Source organism: Paenibacillus sp. P32E (genome assembly GCF_001909085.1).
Classification (GTDB): domain Bacteria; phylum Bacillota; class Bacilli; order Paenibacillales; family Paenibacillaceae; genus Paenibacillus_AQ; species Paenibacillus_AQ helianthi.
Genome location: NZ_LVYY01000026.1, coordinates 29,663 through 47,866, shown reverse-complemented (window position 1 = coordinate 47,866; position 18,204 = coordinate 29,663). Strand labels below are relative to the sequence as shown.

The following is an 18,204-nucleotide window of genomic DNA, read 5'->3' as shown; positions in this document are numbered from 1 at the left end:
AGGAATTATCCGGTATTAGCTACCGTTTCCGGTAGTTATCCCAGTCTAGAGGGTAGGTTGCCTACGTGTTACTCACCCGTCCGCCGCTAAGCTTATCCCGAAGGATAAGCTCCGCTCGACTTGCATGTATTAGGCACGCCGCCAGCGTTCGTCCTGAGCCAGGATCAAACTCTCCAAATTGGTATTTAGAAAGAGCGATTGCTCATTTTGAAACATCTGACGAGAATAAAATATTCTCTATTTTTGGATCTCACTTGCGTGAAATCCCACTCACTCGTTGTTCAGTTTTCAAAGATCAATGTCTCGTTTTTCTTCATCGTTGCTTGTCAGCAGCGACCTTTATAATATATCACAGCACCTTTATTTTAGTCAAGCGTTTTTTAATTTTAATTTTTCGCTTGGCTTCTCAGCAAGTTATCATAGGATACCTTGTCCAAAGGGCCGAGACTTAATGTATCATATATCCACAATCCACGTCAACCTCTAGAACAAAGTTATTTTTAATCCCAGAAGCATCAGCACTCCAGGAAGACCAAGGACCGTTACTGCGCCTATAGTTGTAGGGTTCAGGGGGATGTATATATCTGTCACTAAGCCTGAGAAATTCACCACATAAATACCAAGCGCAGCCAAGAGAAGATGTGTGCCGAACAGGCTGAGCCACGCCCAGCCCAATTTTTTCCGGAAAACAATAAGAAGTAATAAAAGTCCTGATAACACCAGCACAGCTATCGCGGCCATTCTCAGCATGATAATCCTCCTTTAGTGTTCTTTGGTCACCCTAGAGACGGGCTCTGTTAAGACCCAGATTTTTTGCATGCTTCAAATGAATCTGATATTTACGCTCTGCCGCTTCCAAAATATATATGGCGTAATCAATTTGATCCTGACCCCGCGCCTCGTCAAACATCAGATGTGCTCTCTCCCACTCGGATTGCGCCTGCTGAACCTCGAGAAACACGTTCCAGTGGTCGTCCTGCTGTCCTTTCTCTCTACTGCTCTGCCGCCCATTGCCCCACCATCCCATTCCCTATACCTCCTCATAAGAATAAATTTGGGCCCGCTCTAAAATCGCGCCCTCTTTTATTCTCATTCATATCGAAACCGGGACAAACTTAGAACCAGAATGGCAGTAAACGATCCGCGAAATTTCTCTTCAGAAATATTCTTTGCCGTAAAAACAGCAAAAAAAGAAGCCCCATTGGGCTCCTTTATTGAAATAACATGACGCCAGGCTGCTCAGAACAGCTCACGCCGGCCTTCGAGTGCTTTGGACAAGGTTACCTCGTCTGCATACTCCAAGTCGCCGCCTACAGGCAGCCCATGGGCTATTCTGGTGATTTTGATCTCGAACGGACGAACTAAGCGGGAGATATACATTGCTGTAGCTTCACCCTCAATGTTAGGGTTGGTCGCCATGATGAGCTCCTTTACCCTCTCATCGCTTAATCGGGTCAACAGCTCCTTCAGACGTATATCATCCGGACCCAGACCCTCCATAGGAGAGATCGCACCCTGCAGCACGTGGTAATAACCGTCGAATTCCTTGGTTCGTTCAATAGCCACAAGATCCTTGGAATCCTGGACTACACAGATGACCGAGGCATCCCTGGTTTTGTCCTGACAGATCCGGCAAGGGTCGGTATCCGTAATATTGCAGCAGACCGAGCAATAATGAAGATTGCGTTTGACGCTGACCAACGCCTTGGCAAAATCAATAACTTCGTCTTCTTTCATATTGAGCACATGAAAGGCCAGCCGTGCGGCTGACTTCGGGCCAATTCCGGGCAGACGCGTAAAAGCTTCGATCAGCTTGGCTAGCGGTTCTGGATAATACAAAATATCGGTTCTCCTTTGGACAGATGGAGTAAGGTTTAGAACAGGCCAGGAATCTTCATCCCGCCAGTGAATTTACCCATGTCGTTATTAGCCAATTCTTCCACTTGCGTAAGAGCATCATTTACAGCAGTAATTACAAGGTCCTGCAGCATCTCGATATCTTCAGGATCAACAGCTTCTGGTTTGATCTGGATCGACAACAGTTTCTTATGTCCATTCACCTGCACGGTTACTACACCGCCACCGGAAGATCCTTCAATAGTTTTGCTGCCCAGCTCTTCTTGTGCCTTGAGCATTTGCTCCTGCATTTTTTTGACCTGTTTCATCATTTGGTTCATATTATTCATTCATCGTCTCTCCTTTGGAATGCGCATTTAGCGCTAATAGGTTAATTACTCTTTTATGACAACAAGGTCTTCCCCAAAGAGCTGGATCGCCTCGTCAATCCATGGTTCGGTCCGGGTGTCCGGAGTTTCGTGTTCATGCTCCAGCCGGAGTTCCTCTGTACCGGTCTGAGCAGCAGATTTCATCGCAGCTTCATTCCAGTCCCGGAGCAGCATGGTCACGAGGCGGTAAGGTCTGCCCAAACGGGCAGCAAATACGTTCTCAATCACCTGTCTGTTAGCCGGCTTCTCAGTGGTGTCGCGGTGAATTGTATTTTTAAAGGCTACCAGTACTGCATCTTCCATAACAGCCACAGGCTCACCGTCGACAAACCATGCATGAACCGTCACCTTCTCTTCCTTAACCCCTTGCAAGACAGCGCTCCATTTCTTATATACTTCTGCAAAATCGGCACTGTCCTTCCCAGCAATAAACTTATCTAACTGGGGTGGAAGCTTCGAAGGAGAAGATATTCGTGGTGCAGGCGCTTGTGCGGCCGACGGTCTGCCCGTATTCCCCTGTTCACCACGCCCTCCAGCAGAAATGGCACCAGACTGCATAGCCAGCTCCAGCTTTTTCTCCAGGGCAGCAATCTGCCGTTTGAGTAGCTCCAATTCACCAGAGTCCACGGCTGCAGCGTTACCGCCGGCTTGATTGGAAACGGAAGTAAAGGAATGCGGAGAGACCTCTTGCGGATCAGCTTCCTGCTGTTGCAGGCTGCACAGCTTCATCAGCGCTACTTCAAACAAGGTCTGCGGATGGGTCGCATATTTCATTTCACCCAGATAACGGGTTAGTGTCTCTACGATCAGAAAGAGCCGGTCCCTAGAAAATGCTGCCGCCATATCACGGAACTCTGCTGGATTCAGCACCCGGTCCGTTAGTTGATCGGCCCCTGGGACCATCTTGATCATAAGCAAATCACGGAAATAGTACAGCAGGTTCTCCAGACATTTATCAGCACTCTTACCCTCATGCATAAGCTGCTCAACAAGCTCCAAAAGAAGTCCCATATCCCCATCCAGAATGGCCGTTGCCAGGCGAGCGAACTGTTCGGAAGGAATCCCCCCGGTCATGCCTAACACCTGCTGATAGGTAACCTGGCCATCTGTAAAGGATGAAATTTGGTCCAGTATACTAAGCGCATCACGCATTCCACCATCGGAAAGTCGGGCAATATACTGCAGAGCATCTGTGTCTGCGGAAATACCTTCCTTCTGGCAGATCACTGCTAAGTGTGCTGTCTGCTCCTCCAGTGACACCCGGCGAAAATCAAAGCGCTGGCAGCGAGAAATAATCGTTGCCGGTAATTTATGAGGCTCTGTCGTCGCCAGAATAAACATTACATGGGGAGGCGGTTCTTCCAGTGTCTTCAGCAGCGCATTAAAAGCCTCTGTAGTCAGCATATGCACTTCATCAATGATATACACTTTGCGGCGAACTTCGGTAGGTGCATATTTCACCTTATCCCGGAGATCACGTATTTCCTCAACGCCCCGATTTGACGCTGCGTCAATCTCCTGCACATCCATGACGTTACCCGCAGTGATCCGCAGGCATGAGGGACACTCGTTGCAGGGTTCCGGACCCTCGATGCGTTCGCAATTGACCGCTTTGGCGAGAACCTTGGCGGCACTTGTCTTGCCGGTCCCGCGCGGTCCGCTGAACAGGTAGGCATGCGAAACCCGCTGTTCGCGAATTGCATTCTGCAGCGTCTGAATTATGTGCTGTTGCCCTACCATGTCATGAAACGACTGCGGCCGCCAGGCACGATACAGCGCGATATGTTCCACTATGCATTACCCTCTCTTAGGCTGCCGCTTTCGGCATTTGTCGCTAATTTATTATACTATATCCACTAGACTTTGACCAAAAACAAAAAAGCATCTTTGCTTGTGGCAAAGATACTGTAATGGACAATATGTTAAACCGTGCACCTGTTATTGATGGCTGCGATCCAAGCGGCAACCCTACAACACTGCTCGGGCTAGGCCACCCTCCGGCACAAGAGTAAACTTACTTATGGCTGCTTCCTTCCGGACCTGACCAGGTTCATAAGCACTCATTGCGGAGGACCCAACCGTCAACACAGCCCGTAGGAACCAAGGCCTCACATCGACAGCACCTCTAACAGGAATTCAACCTCGCTACAGCGGATTGCGAGTTACAGGGCACCGCTACCTCCCCGTCTAGCACGGCGAAGATAAGTATAGCTTACACCCGGACAAAAATCAACTCCAGATGAAACTCCAAATAAAGGAGAAGCCCCCGGACGCCATGTCCGGGGGCTGGACTAATCCATAACCGCCTATGTGGTTACTCCATTAGATGCCATACTTTTTCTTGAATTTATCAACACGGCCACCGGCATCCATGAACTTCTGCTTACCTGTATAGAACGGGTGGCAGCTGGAGCAAATTTCGACGCGCAGCTCTGATTTCACAGAACCGGCTTCGAATGTATTGCCACATGCACAGGTTACCTTGGTTACATTGTACTTAGGTTGAATAACGGATTGCATATAAACCTCACCTCTCGTGCCCTAGGCCTCATGCGGACCTAGAGTTAATAAAATATCTAAGCGGTATTTTAGCACGAAAGGCCTGGCTCTGCAATATGTCTAGTTCCTGGTTGTTTGCGGTTATATTTGCACACGCCGCTGCTTGGCCCGGGCCAAGTCCGCCGGCGGTACATGTGTATATGAACCTATAACAACACCAGGAAGTTCCTCACGGAAGATCTCCAGCATCGTCTTCATTCCCAGTACCTCACCTTGAGCCGGTGGAATTAATTCCAAATAGCTCTCAGGATCAATATTAAGGTTGCGCATTTGGATCAGCTTCAGATCTGTACGTCTAACGAATTCCACCATCGCTTCAATCTCCTCCTCACGGTCGGTAACCCCCGGGAAGATCAAATAATTGATCGATGTATACACACCTTGTGAAGCTGCGTATTTCAAAGATTTCTCCACATTTGCCAGCGTATAGCCGCGCGGCTTGTAATAGGCATTATAATGGTCATCCAGTGCACTTATTGTGCTGACACGCATTAAATCCAGTCCAGCATCAACTATACCGCGGATATGATCGCTTAAGCCGGCGTTAGTATTGATGTTGATATAACCCATATCTGTAATGGAACGCACCTCACGAATAGACTCAATAATGAGCTTCGCCTGTGTGGATGGTTCCCCTTCACAGCCCTGACCGAAGCTGATAATGGACTGGGGTGTTTTTAGATGCTCCAGCATAACCTCTGAAATCTCATTCACCGTGGGACGGAAATTCATTCGTGTCTGAGGGGATACAAAGCCGCTGTCGTCGGGCTGTTCGGAGATACAACCGAAGCATCCGGCATTGCACGAATAGGAGACAGGAACCGCCCCCTCCCAGCGTCCCAGAAAGGTGTTAGAAGAGGTCAGGCATTCGTAGCCCAGCGCACAATTGGAGAGATGATCGTATAGACGGTTCTCCGGGTACTTGGCGGTTAAACTGCCTACTCCCACCTCTACATCTTCCCGATCACAATTAAGCGGATTCCACTGCTCCGGGTCATCCGTAAGATCGGCGGCCACATAGAAGCTGCCATCTTTCCACACTACTGCTGAATAACCGAAGAGTGGAAGCTTATACGACTTGTCTGTCTTGACATACCCAGGAAGACACAAACGGGTAAAGCCTTGCGGAAGCAAGGCCCCGACAGCTTGTGAGCCTTCCGGAAGCGGCAGCATCTCACCCGTCTCAGGGTTCATACCTACCGCCCGCGTGTTAGGCAGACCTACCAGGGTAGCACCCTCCGGCAGCGGTATTAATTCTTCCTCTAGCATCTCAACAATCATATCCCCGCTGCGGGCCAGCCCATACAGCTCGGGATGATCATATACGTTTCCTTGCCCGTCGGCATATACCAAATACATGTTAGTCTCCTTATTATCGTTTCTTAGGTGGTAGGAACAGACGGTGTCTTCGGCCGGGTGGTACGGCGTGCGGATGAGCCGCTGTTCGAGGTACCTCCATTGCTGGCTGTTCCGCTTGGTGATGAGGACTCTTTGTTTCCGGCAACGTCAAAGGACGCCAGGAATTCAGCATTTGTCTTGCTGTCACGCAGCTTTTTTAGGAAGCCTTCAACAAAGTCATACGATTCGTTCATATTCTTACGAATTGCCCAAATGGTATCCAGCTCTTCCTTGCTCAGCAGCACCTCTTCGCGGCGTGTGCCGGAACGGCGTATATCGATGGCCGGGAAAATACGGCGCTCTGCCAGCTTACGGTCCAAGTGAAGCTCCATGTTCCCTGTACCTTTAAATTCTTCATAAATGATATCATCCATACGCGATCCTGTATCAATAAGCGCTGTGGCAAGTATAGTCAAGCTTCCGCCTTCCTCCACATTCCGCGCTGACCCGAAAAAACGCTTGGGACGATGGAACGCGGCCGGATCAATCCCGCCACTCAGTGTACGTCCGGACGGGGGGACAACCAGATTGTAGGCACGCGCTAGCCGGGTAATACTGTCCAGCAAAATAACAACATCCTTCTTATGCTCTACTAACCGCAAAGCCCGCTGCAATACAAGTTCAGCTACTTTGATATGATTCTCTGGAAGTTCATCAAACGTAGACGCCACAACTTCGCCCTTCACGGAACGCTGCATATCCGTTACTTCCTCGGGACGTTCATCAATGAGCAGTACGAACAGGGCAATTTCAGGATTGTTAGTGGAAATGCTGTTGGCAATTTCTTTTAAGAGGAGCGTTTTCCCTGCTTTGGGAGGTGCTACAATCAAACCGCGCTGCCCCAGGCCAACAGGAGCAAGCAAATCCATTATTCGTGTGGACAAGTGTGTAGGGGATGTTTCAAGTGGCAGCTTATCTTGCGGATAAAGAGGTGTTAGCGCCGGGAAATGCAAACGCTCTGCTGCACTGGCAGGATTCTCGCCGTTGACGGCATTGACTTGAAGCAATCCGAAGTAGCGTTCATTCTCTTTAGGTGTTCGGCATTTGCCCGATACAAGGTCGCCGCTTCTGAGGTCAAACTTGCGGATCTGCGAAGCTGAAATATAAATGTCTTCCGCGCTGGGCAAATAATTGATCGGCCTAAGGAAACCATAGCCTTCCGGTAAAATCTCGAGAACGCCTTCCATAAACATGAGCCCGCTCTGTTCTGCCTGCGCCCGGAGGATGGCAAAAATCAGTTCCCGCTTTTTAAGCGTCCCGTAGTATGGAATCTGGTATTTTTTCGCCAGTTTATACAAATCGGTCAGCTTCATTTCTTCCAAATCGGAAATTTGAAGATCCATGTAATAACCACCTATTCAATTTTTATGATAAGTTCTTCTAGCAGGTTAACCAGCAAAAAATAGGAGTCTATTAAATTGCTTATTAGGATAGCATTACCCATTCTGGAAGAGGATATGCAGTTCGAGAGCAAAAAACACCTCTTCCAGGACATCGGTTAAACCTGATTTATTCGTTTTCACGCCATACTTTGGCTCCCAAATTACGCAAATTGCTAACTAAATTGTCGTAACCACGGTCTATATACTCCACACCCGTGACCTCAGTAATTCCTTCTTCTACCGTCAGGCCGGCAATCACAAGTGCTGCACCTGCACGCAGATCGGCAGCCTTGACCTTCGCAGCATTCAGCTTACTTCCTTCAATGATGGCAGAACGGCCTTCCACACGGATTTTGGCGCCCATTCGCACCAGTTCAGGCACATGCTTAAATCGGTTGCTGTATACAAAATCGCTGAGTACACTAACGCCTTCTGCCTGGGTAAGCATACTCGTCATTGGAGATTGCAAATCGGTGGCAAAACCGGGGTATATCAGTGCTTTGACATCAGCATGCTCGTATTTAGCTTTGCCGATGACGCGGATACTCTCATCCAGTTCTTCGATATCTACGCCCATCTCAAGCAACTTGGCCGTGAGTGCCTCCAAATGCTTGGGAATTACATTATCTATCAATACATTGCCGCGCGTAGCCGCAGCAGCAATCATATATGTTCCAGCTTGAATACGATCGGGTATGATGGAGTGACGGCAACCATGCATTTCCGTAACACCTTCGATCCGGATCGTTTCGGTACCAGCGCCTTTTATAACAGCGCCCATGGAGTTCAGGAGAGTAGCTACATCTATAATCTCAGGCTCTTTAGCCGCATTTTCGATGATTGTTGAGCCCTTGGCACGTGAAGCCGCAAGCATGATGTTAATAGTGGCACCTACGCTAGATACGTCTAAATAAATTTTGGCACCGCGCAGTTCTTTGGCATACAGATGAATAGAGCCATGATCATTGGTCACAGTCGCACCTAGCGCTTCAAAGCCCTTAATGTGCTGGTCAATTGGACGAGGCTCAAAATTGCAGCCGCCAGGAAGACCAATTGTCGCTTCCTTGAACCTTCCAAGGAGCGCTCCCATCATGTAGTATGAAGCCCGGAGTTTCTTAACTGGTCCGTTAGGCATTGGGATGGATACGATACGGGAGGGATTAATTCTCATCTGGCTGCCTGTCCAGGAGACTGTGGCTCCAAGCTCTTCCAGAATTTCGGAATATACAGCTACATCACTAAGGGACGGCAAGTTATCCAGAACAACTTCAGACTCGGCCAAGATCGCCGCAGGGATAAGCGCAATTGCGCTATTCTTCGCTCCACTGATGGTCACGACGCCTTCTAAAGGACGTCCACCGCCAATCATTAATTTTTCCATAAATTTATCCGGTTCCCCCTACGTGTATTGCAGCTTGCCCTGGCAATACCTGCTGTGGCTAAGCTTAATTATAACGATTAGAAACGGATGCGCCGCCCTTACAACAAGGACGGCACCCGTTTCAACAGTAAATACAAGGACTGGTTACCACCATAGGTAAATAACTCCTTATATTAAACGGAAAGACACCGGCTAGGCGGTGCTTTCCATATCACGACTATTCAGCTTAAAGACAGCTCTACAGAGCCTGTCCATTTGCGTCATACATATATTAGGCTTTGTTGCTGGAACCGAACTCACGGATTTTGCCGATAACGGTTTGTTTGATAGCTTCGCGGCCTGGTGCGATGAATACACGAGGATCATAAGCATCCGGTTTAGCAGCCAGTACTTCGCGAACAACCTTAGCAAATGCGATTTGGTTCTCAGTGTTCACGTTGATTTTGGAAGTACCCAGGGAGATGGATTTCTTGATGTCATGCTCAGGAATACCAGTACCGCCGTGAAGAACGAGCGGAAGCTTAACTGCATCGCGGATTTCTTCCATTTCTTTGAATCCGAGGTTAGGCTCACCATGGTAAGGACCGTGTACGGAACCAAGTGCAGGAGCCAAAGTGTCAACGCCAGTTTCTTTAACAAGGCTTACACATTCGTTAAGGTCTGCATATTGAATGCCGCCGATTACGTCGTCTTCCTGTCCGCCTACAGTTCCTACTTCTGCTTCTACAGAAACACCTTTAGCATGAGCATATTCAACGACTTTTTTGGTCATTTCAATGTTCTCGCTGATTGGGTGGTGGGAACCATCGATCATTACGGATGTAAATCCGGCGTCGATTGCGTCTTTACATTTGTCAAAGCTTGAACCGTGATCCAGGTGAATAGCAACAGGAACGGTGATTTTCATGTCATGAACAAGACCTTCAACCATCTTAACTACTGTGTAAAAGCCGCCCATGTGACGAGCTGCGCCTTCAGATACGCCAAGGATTACTGGTGCCTTTTCTTCTTCTGCTGCACCAAGAATCGCTTGTGTCCACTCCAAGTTATTGATGTTGAACTGGCCGACTGCATATTTTCCTTCAAGTGCTTTGGTTAACATGTCTGTCATAGATACTAATGGCATGGTTTCAATCCTCCTAAGAATGTTTGGTTGCTTATATAAGCCGACATCACATACAGGCCTATTATAGCACATCCTGTGTTAAATACTAAATAGGATACACAAAAAAATGTCCCGGTGGGACGATATCAGGCCAACCCAAAGTCCGGGCAGACTGTTCCTTTCTAGCGTATCCATAACCCCACATTCCCAAACTGCAGATTCCCAGGTTAGCTGTACTGGTCTATCGACTTATTGTTAAGATGCATATTTACGGCTACCCGCATCTCATCGATGTCAAACGGCTTCGTAAAATGCATCAGTGCCCCCAGTTTGGTTGCTTCTTTAATCATATCCAGTTCACCGTAGGCTGTCATCATAATAACCTTGATCGCAGGATTGATCTCCTTCAGATGCTTCAGGATCTCAAGTCCGTCCATTCCTGGAATTTTCATATCCAGCAAGACTAAATCGGGGGATTCGCTGCTGACAATGTCCAATGCCAACTTTCCGTTAGCTGCTTGAAATGTGGTATACCCTTCGCTATTAAATACTTCCATGAGGAGAATCCGGATTCCGTTCTGATCATCAACAATTAACACTTTTTTCTTTTCCATACCATACCCTCCCAGAATTTGAAGCAGATTGTCCATACCGCGCACTCATACAGCTAATGGCCCCTTAACCTAAAAAGTCTATACGAAACCTATTATTCGTTCCCAACAGCCAAAATCCTGCTAATTGGTTAAAATGCGTAAATCTATGTCATTTTATGGCCTATAACCAGACTGCGCTGTGTAGACAATTTATGCTTTTCAAATTAGGCGGTGTCAATCAAAGAAAGCCTCCATACGGAGGCTCATCTGGGCCCTATAAAGGCCTTCTTATAAGAAATTAAAGTTGTTCGGAGTGAGTCAGTGATGCTTTGACAAATTCGCGGAAAAGCGGCTGCGGACGGTTCGGACGGGAGGTGAACTCCGGATGGAACTGCACCGACAGGAACCATGGATGGCCCGGGAGCTCGACGATCTCTACCAGACGTCCGTCCGGAGAGGTACCGGAGATCACGAGGCCGGCTTTTTCGATTTCATCACGGTAAGCATTGTTGAATTCATACCGGTGACGGTGACGCTCATATACCAATTCATCATCGTAGCAGGACATTGCCAGTGATTCAGGAAGAAGCTTACATGGGTAAAGGCCAAGACGCATGGTCCCGCCCATATCTTCGATATCCTTCTGCTCCGGCAGCAGGTCAATGAGCGGATGCTGTGTAGACGGATCGATCTCCGAGCTATTCGCGCCAGCCAGTCCCAGAATGGAACGGCCATATTCGATCACGGAAACCTGCATTCCCAGGCAGATGCCGAAGAAAGGAATAGATTGTTCACGGGCATAACGAATGGCGGAAATCTTACCTTCGATTCCCCGGTCGCCAAAACCACCTGGAACGAGTATTCCGCCAATGCCTCCCAGCAGTTCATCTACATTCTCGTCAGTAACCTGTTCAGCATCGACCCAGCGGATCTTCACTTCGGCATTCGCAGCAAAGCCGGCATGGGACAGCGACTCCACTACACTTAAATAAGCATCATGCAGTGCTACATACTTGCCGACAATGGCAATTTCAACCGTGCGCTCAAGCTGCTGAATCCGGCTAAGCATGCTCTCCCACTCACGCATATCCGGCGCAGGAGTGGTCAGCTTCAGGTGATTAACAACAATCTCGTCCAAGCCTTCATCGCGCAGGTTCAGCGGAACCTCATACAGTGTCGAGGCATCGCGGCATTCTACTACGGCATTGGCATCGATATCACAGAACAGGGCGATCTTGGCCTTCATGTCATCGGAAAGCGCATATTCCGTACGGCATACAATGACATTTGGCTGAATTCCGATGCTGCGCAGTTCTTTTACGCTATGCTGGGTCGGTTTCGTTTTCACTTCACCCGCTGCCTTGATATAAGGAATCAGGGTTACGTGGATGTACATCACATTTTCACGGCCGATATCACTTTTGATCTGACGGATTGCTTCCAGAAACGGCAGGCTCTCTATATCGCCGACGGTACCGCCGATTTCAGTAATGACCACATCTGATCCTGTCTCACGGCCTGCGCGGAATACGCGCTCTTTAATTTCGTTCGTGATATGCGGGATGACTTGAACGGTTCCGCCCAAGTATTCCCCGCGCCGCTCTTTGCTGATGACCGAAGAATAAATCTTACCGGTTGTAACATTGCTGTTCTTCGAGAGATTGATGTCAATAAACCGTTCATAGTGTCCAAGGTCCAGGTCCGTTTCCGCTCCATCATCAGTTACAAACACTTCGCCATGCTGATAAGGGCTCATGGTTCCAGGGTCTACGTTAATGTAGGGATCGAACTTCTGAATAGTCACCTTCAATCCTCTGTTCTTGAGCAGCCTGCCCAAAGAAGCGGCGGTAATGCCTTTGCCCAGGGAAGACACAACGCCCCCCGTTACAAAAATATACTTTGTCACTGTATAACCCTCCTAAATAAAGTCCAGGAATTCAGGCACGCTTGGTGTTTATCGTAACCCTTTTTTCCATTATCAAAACGGGGAACCCAAAAAGTTACTTCTCCAATGAATCCCGGAAAAAACCATCCGTTTCTATAGAAAGAATAGGATAATTAATAACGTGAAACATATGAGTTCTATCTTTTAAAAAAACAAAAAAGTGACACCCGTAGACCCGGGGCACTTTTTATTTTAGAAAACATTATTAACTTCCATTATAAGCCCATGCAATAGTTTACTCTGACGGTCCCACCCATGTCAAGGGAGGAATTACGCGCACACGTATACTACTTTAATAATTCTCGTCCTCATCCTCATCATCGGCATCTTCTGCTTCGCCGTCTTCGGAATCTTCATCGTCAACCTCATCTTCGTCAATGTCGTCTTCATCGATAACAACATCTTCGTCGACTTCTTCTTCGCTGTCGTCGTCGGAATAGAGGTCGTCGCGATCTTCGTCGATAGCATCGAAATCCTCTTCCTCCGCAGCGTAGTTCTCTTCTTCTTCGGCGAAATCATCGTCTTCCAAATCGTCATCCTCATCGTTGATGATACGCACGCGTTTGGTATTGCCGACTGGATCGTCAGAGCGTTCCAGAGGGTACCAGCGTTTCAGCCCCCACAGGTTGGTTCCAACACAGGCAAAACGCCCGTCAATATTAATCTCGGTATATAACTGGGCAATAGTATCTTGGCTTTCTTGATCGGTCATACCGCGCAAACTGGCAACCTCAACCATCAGATCACGGTAGTAGTAAGGCGTATTGGCTGCTTTGAGTACCAGGAAAGCCAGGTCTACCATCGGCATTTCTTTTATTTTCTCAGGGTCCAGCTTTAAATTGAGTGGCGTACTCACTAAAGGACACTTCCTCTCACGCATTGTTCACATTACCGTTAATTTCTATTTCATAATATCCATTAACAAAACTAAGTAAAACCTATTTGGCAGCAAATTGCAAGTCAAAACCATCCGGCTGAATGATGTATTCCCGGACCTGCTCTGAAACCTGTTCATCCACTAACGCAAAAAAGGCGGAGGAAGTTCCTCCGCGCATGACTGTATCCACGCCAAGGATCGGCTCCTTACGGGATGTTGCAAAGAGAACTCGCGCTCTCTTCTGTTTATTTTATGTAAAGCTCCGCTTTTTGACACGATGGGCAGCCTATTTCGCTAAAAAAGGGCAAGTTCCCATTCGGACGTCTGCCTCCCCTCATACAATATGGCAGCACGGCACCGAGGAGGGGACGGCGTAACTTATGGATTACTACGGATTTTGGCAGATGCTGCTTGGTGAGATATCGGCTGCCCCCAAAAATGCCGAGCGGCGCATTGTCACCTTCAATGATGCCCGCCAGTATGCCGGAGCGCTGTCAGAGTGGAAAGCACTGAAAGCAAAGAAACCGGAATTGCGGCAAGTACAAATATCCCCATTAATCCGGGCATTTGTTGTGCCCGCCGCAGGAGCGGGGAAGCTGCTCTATAAATATGAAGATTCTCTAAGCATCGAAGAGGATTCCCGGATACAGGTCCACGCGGTGGCCCCTGAAAAATCAGGGACTGCGTTGATGCCATGGGGCGTCAGAGCCATTCATGCTCCGCAGGCGTGGTCCCGTTCGACCGGAGTTCATGTAAAGATCGGAGTGATTGATACAGGTGCCGATTACCGGCACCCGGATCTTAGGCATTCGCTGGCTTCCGGCGTGAATTTGCTGCACCGCGGCATGCTGCCGCTCGACGATAATGGTCATGGCACCCATATCGCCGGTACGCTGGCGGCAGCCGGCGGCACCCGCGGCATGATGGGCGTAGCACCGAGGGCACAGCTGTACCCGGTCAAGGCTTTTGACCACAGCGGCTCGGCCTATGTGTCGGACATTGTACTCGGCATCGACTGGTGCGTGCAGAACAAGATCGATATCATTAATATGAGCTTCGGCATGAAAACGAGAAGTAAAGCCCTTCACGATGTGGTGATCAAGGCCTACCGGGCCGGGATCGCCATCATTGCTTCCTCCGGCAACGACGGCAAACGCGGCGGGGACTATCCCGCCCGCTACCCCGAGACGATCGCCGTCGGCGCCCTTGACCGGAGGCACCGCGTCGCGGCCTTCAGCAACCGGGGTCCGTATATCGATGTATACGGACCCGGCGAGGGCGTGCCCTCCTGCTGGCTGAAGGAGGGCTATAAAGAGATGAGCGGCACCTCCATGGCGACCTCGCATGTCACGGGAGCCGCCGCTTTGCTGCTCGCACTGCGCCCGGGCCTCTCGCCACGGGAGCTGAAGCTGCTCCTGCGCCGCACGGCTTCTCCGGTGCGGCTGCGCAAAGGCCAGCGCCGCGCGGCCTTAGGCGGCGGGGCGGCCGATGCCCTGCGCCTGCTGCGGGCAGGCGCACGGGCGAAGCGGGCTACCGCCGCGAAGGCGTAGGGGCGGCGGCCCCGTGGCCCGCTAGGGCCACGGGTAGGCCTTGGGCGGGCCACGGGCGCACCGCTTGCCGGGAGTTGCCCTGGCACTCCCAGCTGACTTAGGCCCGCTTGAGCAGTAGGAATGAGTTGCGTAGATCAATCACATTCCCTTAGTCAGTAAGCATAGCAAAAGCTCCGCCGCCAAATTGTACGGGGGCGGAGCTTTTGCTTGAGCTGGACCGTTACATCCGGTCCGGTGCGGTTACACCAACGAGACGAAGCACGTTGGCGATTGTGGTCCGTGCCGCGCCCAGCAGAGCAAGGCGGGCTACGGTCTGGGCGGCATCCTCGGTGATGACGCGCTCCGCTTTGTAGTAGCTGTGGAACAGCGAAGCCAGATCGTATACGTAACGGATCAGGCGATGCGGCGCATAGCTGCTGGCAGCTATCTCGATCTCCGCCGGCAATTCGCCGATTTTGCGAAGAAGATCATATTCATGTGCAGCGGTCAGCTTGGCGTAGTCGATTTCGGCAAAATCAGGCAATACAATTCCTTGCTCCTCAGCCTGGCGGAAAATACTGCAGATCCGCGCATGCGCATACTGCACATAGAATACAGGGTTCTCGTTGGAAGTGGAAATCGCCAGATCCATATCGAAGTCCAGATGTGAATCCATGCTGCGCATGGTGAAGAAATAACGGATGGCATCGATTCCGACTTCGTCCATCAGGTCTTCCATCGTCACCGCTTTGCCGGTACGCTTAGACATTTTGACCTTTTCACCGTTCTGGAAGAGGCTGACCATTTGGGCAATCAACACGACCAGCTTCTCCGGATCATTACCAAGCGCAGACATGGCTGCCTTCATCCGGGGAATATAACCGTGGTGATCGGCACCCCAAATGTTGATCATTTTGTCATAGCCCCGGCCATATTTGTCGCTGTGATAAGCGATATCCGGGGTCAGATAGGTATAGGTTCCGTCGTTCTTGATCAATACGCGGTCCTTGTCATCACCATATTTCGTCGTTTGCAGCCAGGTCGCCCCGTCCTGTTCGTAGACTTCACCACGCTCGCGCAGCTCGTCCAGGGAACGTAGCACTTCACCGTTCTCGTACAGAGAGGTCTCACTGAACCAGATATCGAAGCCCACGCGGAACCGGTTAAGGTCGCGTTTGATTTTATCCAGCTCCTTGGTAAGACCATAGGTACGAAAGAAGGCTGCGCGGTCGCCTGGTGTCATGGACAGCAGCTCGTCGCCCTTTTCAGCCACCAGCTCTTTGGCAAAACCCTTGATGTCCTCGCCATGGTAGCCGTCTTCCGGCATTTCCGCCGGCTGGCCCAGCTCCTGAAGATAACGGGTTTCGATGGATTTGCACAGGTTCTGAACCTGGTTCCCGGCATCATTAATGTAATACTCGCGGGTTACCTGGTAGCCGGCAAAATCCAGCACGTTGCACAGCGCATCACCAACAGCAGCCCCGCGGGCATGTCCCAGATGCAGACTGCCGGTAGGATTCGCGCTGACAAATTCCATCTCGACCTTCTGCCCCTGGCCTGCATTAATGCGGCCATAGTCCTCACCCTGTTCAGCCACGAGGGCGATTACCGGGTAGAGGTAGCTTTTTGACAACGTAAAGTTGATGAAGCCCGGTCCAGCGATTTCTGCTTTTTCAATAGAAGCATTGCCCTTATCCAGGTGCTCAATGATCGCTTCAGCAATCTGCCGTGGATTGCGCTTGGCAATCTTGGTTAGCTGCATCGCAGCATTGGTGGCCAGGTCCCCGTGGGCTTTGTCCTTGGGTACTTCCAGTACGACGGCCGGAATTTCCTCTCTGGTGACCAGGCCAGCGGCGACAATGGCGCCAGCGATCGCTTCCTTCACCCGTTCATTGGCTAACTGAAGCGGATTTTGACTATGTGTCATGATTGTAGTTCCTCCTGTATATGCAAACTTATAGCGAACTGTCCCGATAATTCCCCGTATACGTAAAGATCATATTCCCACGAAACCGCAAGCGATCTTCCCTCACGCTTCATATCCAGTTTCCGGGTGGCTGTGGAGAGATTAAACTGTGTATATGGCGAGCGGTAGAATCCTGGCCGGCGTTGTCCCGGAACAAAGGACTGCTCCGACTGGACACCGCCGTGTCGAATCAGCTTCAGTTCACTGTCTGAAATCTTCAAAGTGGTTCGGACAGAAACTGGCTCACCCTTGGGGCCTGTCTGCGTTTCTTCATAACGGATATACAGCTGATTTCCTCTGGCAATAGCTTCACCGGAGGCGTGCACCACATTCCGTTCCCCGCCCTGCGCACTCGTAAGCGTTACGGAAACGCCGTATTTGCCTTGCTGCACTTCAGTCATCACACGTTCCTCGCTTATTCACACTTATATAATCTAAGGCATATTCGCTTTCCCATTGTACACTATATCCAGATCGGGAGGGCAATTCAATCGCTAATTTGGACTTCCGGGAGCTGTTGTCTCCGGATTTCTTGATCCATGCCGCTTTTAGCAGATGAAGTCCAGGGTCACAAAGGCAGCAGCGACACCGTATCCCTGCTCTTCAGCCCCTCTACCATAGACGTCCAGGCTTCCGGCTTATCGGCAAGTACTGCATAATAACGGGTCAGAAAGTCCGCAACCAAAGAAGCCTTGACCTGCCCCAAATCCTCATTCCCGGGTATAAAGCACAGGTCAAGACCCGACACCGCCTCCCCGTCACCCTGCCAGGAGGGATGAACGTACGGGAAATCCATCCGCTTGTACCCCAGATGCGACAGCACCTCCCTGCGGACAAACGGGTCCATAGGCTTGATGCCCCCAAATGCATACTCCACCCGGTAAGGATCGTAAATCTCGGCAAACATGCCAAATAGCTCTTTACCATTGCCTGCTGCCAGCTTCTTCAAGTCTTTCAGGCGGCTCTGAGCCAGAAAGCGCCCTATCCCCAGGCCCTCCCGGCCAATGATAGTGAAATCGGTCATCGCCACATTCCAGTCGGTGTAGTAGCGGTATTCCGTAGTGCCCACAACAGCGCCATCATGCACAGCAGCAAATACACGGATGCCGGGATCTTCCAGAGGTTCCTTCCACAAGCTGAATTCAAGAACTTCCTCAGGGGGAAACACTTCTGACAGCAGATGATGTACTTGTCTGAACAAAGGATCCGCGACACTCGTAATTCTTGTATATTCCATACTCAAG

At 50.0% G+C, this 18,204-nt stretch carries 18 protein-coding genes, 1 rRNA gene and 1 other RNA gene; 1 reads left to right on the top strand and 19 read right to left on the bottom strand.

Annotated features, from left to right (window positions below):
* The 16 genes from A3848_RS21985 to A3848_RS33055 form a co-directional block, all read right to left on the bottom strand.
* A 16S ribosomal RNA gene (locus A3848_RS21985) occupies positions 1-180 on the bottom strand; the annotation flags it as partial.
* 303 nt (positions 181-483) lie between these two features.
* Positions 484-750 (bottom strand): pro-sigmaK processing inhibitor BofA family protein, encoded by a 267-nt coding sequence (locus tag A3848_RS21980; RefSeq protein WP_178382054.1) that lies wholly within the window; start codon positions 748-750, stop codon positions 484-486.
* Between the two features lie 31 nt (positions 751-781).
* Entirely contained in the window at positions 782-1,027 is a 246-nt protein-coding gene (locus A3848_RS21975) for a DUF2508 family protein (protein WP_074086991.1), read from the bottom strand.
* A gap of 212 nt (positions 1,028-1,239) precedes the next feature.
* Positions 1,240-1,839, bottom strand: coding sequence for a recombination mediator RecR (recR, locus tag A3848_RS21970; protein ID WP_074086990.1), 600 nt, complete (start codon positions 1,837-1,839; stop codon positions 1,240-1,242).
* A gap of 35 nt (positions 1,840-1,874) precedes the next feature.
* The gene (locus A3848_RS21965) at positions 1,875-2,186 is read right to left on the bottom strand and encodes a YbaB/EbfC family nucleoid-associated protein (protein ID WP_074086989.1); all 312 of its coding nucleotides are present in this window, start codon (positions 2,184-2,186) and stop codon (positions 1,875-1,877) included.
* 45 nt (positions 2,187-2,231) lie between these two features.
* Positions 2,232-4,016, bottom strand: a complete 1,785-nt coding sequence (gene dnaX / locus A3848_RS21960) for a DNA polymerase III subunit gamma/tau (RefSeq protein ID WP_074086988.1) — start codon at positions 4,014-4,016, stop codon at positions 2,232-2,234.
* Positions 4,017-4,152: 136 nt separating this feature from the next.
* An RNA gene (gene ffs, locus A3848_RS21955) (signal recognition particle sRNA large type) lies at positions 4,153-4,421 on the bottom strand.
* Positions 4,422-4,547: 126 nt separating this feature from the next.
* Positions 4,548-4,745, bottom strand: a complete 198-nt coding sequence (gene rpmE / locus A3848_RS21950; RefSeq protein WP_074086987.1) for a 50S ribosomal protein L31 — start codon at positions 4,743-4,745, stop codon at positions 4,548-4,550.
* Between the two features lie 120 nt (positions 4,746-4,865).
* Positions 4,866-6,143: a radical SAM family protein gene (locus A3848_RS21945; protein ID WP_074086986.1), complete on the bottom strand. Its 1,278-nt coding sequence runs from the start codon at positions 6,141-6,143 to the stop codon at positions 4,866-4,868.
* 23 nt (positions 6,144-6,166) lie between these two features.
* Positions 6,167-7,525 (bottom strand): transcription termination factor Rho, encoded by a 1,359-nt coding sequence (gene rho / locus A3848_RS21940; protein WP_074086985.1) that lies wholly within the window; start codon positions 7,523-7,525, stop codon positions 6,167-6,169.
* 166 nt (positions 7,526-7,691) lie between these two features.
* A complete protein-coding gene (locus tag A3848_RS21935; protein ID WP_074086984.1) occupies positions 7,692-8,945 on the bottom strand; it encodes a UDP-N-acetylglucosamine 1-carboxyvinyltransferase in 1,254 nt (417 codons plus the stop codon).
* Positions 8,946-9,216: 271 nt separating this feature from the next.
* Positions 9,217-10,071 (bottom strand): class II fructose-1,6-bisphosphate aldolase, encoded by an 855-nt coding sequence (gene fba, locus A3848_RS21930; RefSeq protein WP_074086983.1) that lies wholly within the window; start codon positions 10,069-10,071, stop codon positions 9,217-9,219.
* A gap of 206 nt (positions 10,072-10,277) precedes the next feature.
* A complete protein-coding gene (locus A3848_RS21925; protein WP_074086999.1) occupies positions 10,278-10,664 on the bottom strand; it encodes a response regulator in 387 nt (128 codons plus the stop codon).
* Positions 10,665-10,941: 277 nt separating this feature from the next.
* Positions 10,942-12,549, bottom strand: coding sequence for a CTP synthase (locus A3848_RS21920; protein ID WP_074086982.1), 1,608 nt, complete (start codon positions 12,547-12,549; stop codon positions 10,942-10,944).
* Between the two features lie 331 nt (positions 12,550-12,880).
* Positions 12,881-13,444, bottom strand: coding sequence for a DNA-directed RNA polymerase subunit delta (rpoE, locus tag A3848_RS21915; RefSeq protein WP_074086981.1), 564 nt, complete (start codon positions 13,442-13,444; stop codon positions 12,881-12,883).
* A gap of 82 nt (positions 13,445-13,526) precedes the next feature.
* Positions 13,527-13,655, bottom strand: a complete 129-nt coding sequence (locus tag A3848_RS33055) for a hypothetical protein (RefSeq protein WP_256701788.1) — start codon at positions 13,653-13,655, stop codon at positions 13,527-13,529.
* Between the two features lie 190 nt (positions 13,656-13,845).
* Between A3848_RS33055 and A3848_RS21910 the strand changes: the two genes are divergently transcribed.
* On the top strand, positions 13,846-15,015 hold the full coding sequence (locus A3848_RS21910; protein WP_074086980.1) for a S8 family peptidase: 1,170 nt from the start codon (positions 13,846-13,848) through the stop codon (positions 15,013-15,015).
* A 220-nt stretch (positions 15,016-15,235) separates the two neighbouring features.
* Here the strand turns inward: A3848_RS21910 and argS are convergent, their stop codons facing one another.
* The 3 genes from argS to A3848_RS21895 all read right to left on the bottom strand — a co-directional run bounded on the left by argS (position 15,236) and on the right by A3848_RS21895 (position 18,197).
* The gene (argS, locus tag A3848_RS21905; protein WP_074086979.1) at positions 15,236-16,921 is read right to left on the bottom strand and encodes an arginine--tRNA ligase; all 1,686 of its coding nucleotides are present in this window, start codon (positions 16,919-16,921) and stop codon (positions 15,236-15,238) included.
* Positions 16,918-17,361, bottom strand: a complete 444-nt coding sequence (locus tag A3848_RS21900) for a YwiB family protein (RefSeq protein WP_074086978.1) — start codon at positions 17,359-17,361, stop codon at positions 16,918-16,920. The genes argS and A3848_RS21900 overlap by 4 nt, the downstream gene beginning before the upstream one ends.
* A 167-nt stretch (positions 17,362-17,528) precedes the next feature.
* Positions 17,529-18,197 (bottom strand): GNAT family acetyltransferase, encoded by a 669-nt coding sequence (locus A3848_RS21895; RefSeq protein ID WP_074086977.1) that lies wholly within the window; start codon positions 18,195-18,197, stop codon positions 17,529-17,531.
* Between the last annotated feature and the right edge of the window lie 7 nt (positions 18,198-18,204).

What these genes read in the sequence shown, in the direction of transcription:
- A3848_RS21975 (WP_074086991.1), bottom strand. Translation starts at nt 1,027, where the DNA reads ATGGGATGGTGGGGCAATGGGCGGCAGAGCAGTAGAGAGAAAGGACAG.
- A3848_RS21965 (WP_074086989.1), bottom strand. Translation starts at nt 2,186, where the DNA reads ATGAATAATATGAACCAAATGATGAAACAGGTCAAAAAAATGCAGGAG.
- argS (WP_074086979.1), bottom strand. Translation starts at nt 16,921, where the DNA reads ATGACACATAGTCAAAATCCGCTTCAGTTAGCCAATGAACGGGTGAAG.
- A3848_RS21980 (WP_178382054.1), bottom strand. Translation starts at nt 750, where the DNA reads ATGCTGAGAATGGCCGCGATAGCTGTGCTGGTGTTATCAGGACTTTTA.
- A3848_RS21900 (WP_074086978.1), bottom strand. Translation starts at nt 17,361, where the DNA reads ATGACTGAAGTGCAGCAAGGCAAATACGGCGTTTCCGTAACGCTTACG.
- A3848_RS21925 (WP_074086999.1), bottom strand. Translation starts at nt 10,664, where the DNA reads ATGGAAAAGAAAAAAGTGTTAATTGTTGATGATCAGAACGGAATCCGG.
- A3848_RS21935 (WP_074086984.1), bottom strand. Translation starts at nt 8,945, where the DNA reads ATGGAAAAATTAATGATTGGCGGTGGACGTCCTTTAGAAGGCGTCGTG.
- A3848_RS21945 (WP_074086986.1), bottom strand. Translation starts at nt 6,143, where the DNA reads ATGTATTTGGTATATGCCGACGGGCAAGGAAACGTATATGATCATCCC.
- fba (WP_074086983.1), bottom strand. Translation starts at nt 10,071, where the DNA reads ATGCCATTAGTATCTATGACAGACATGTTAACCAAAGCACTTGAAGGA.
- rho (WP_074086985.1), bottom strand. Translation starts at nt 7,525, where the DNA reads ATGGATCTTCAAATTTCCGATTTGGAAGAAATGAAGCTGACCGATTTG.
- rpmE (WP_074086987.1), bottom strand. Translation starts at nt 4,745, where the DNA reads ATGCAATCCGTTATTCAACCTAAGTACAATGTAACCAAGGTAACCTGT.
- A3848_RS21895 (WP_074086977.1), bottom strand. Translation starts at nt 18,197, where the DNA reads ATGGAATATACAAGAATTACGAGTGTCGCGGATCCTTTGTTCAGACAA.
- A3848_RS21910 (WP_074086980.1), top strand. Translation starts at nt 13,846, where the DNA reads ATGGATTACTACGGATTTTGGCAGATGCTGCTTGGTGAGATATCGGCT.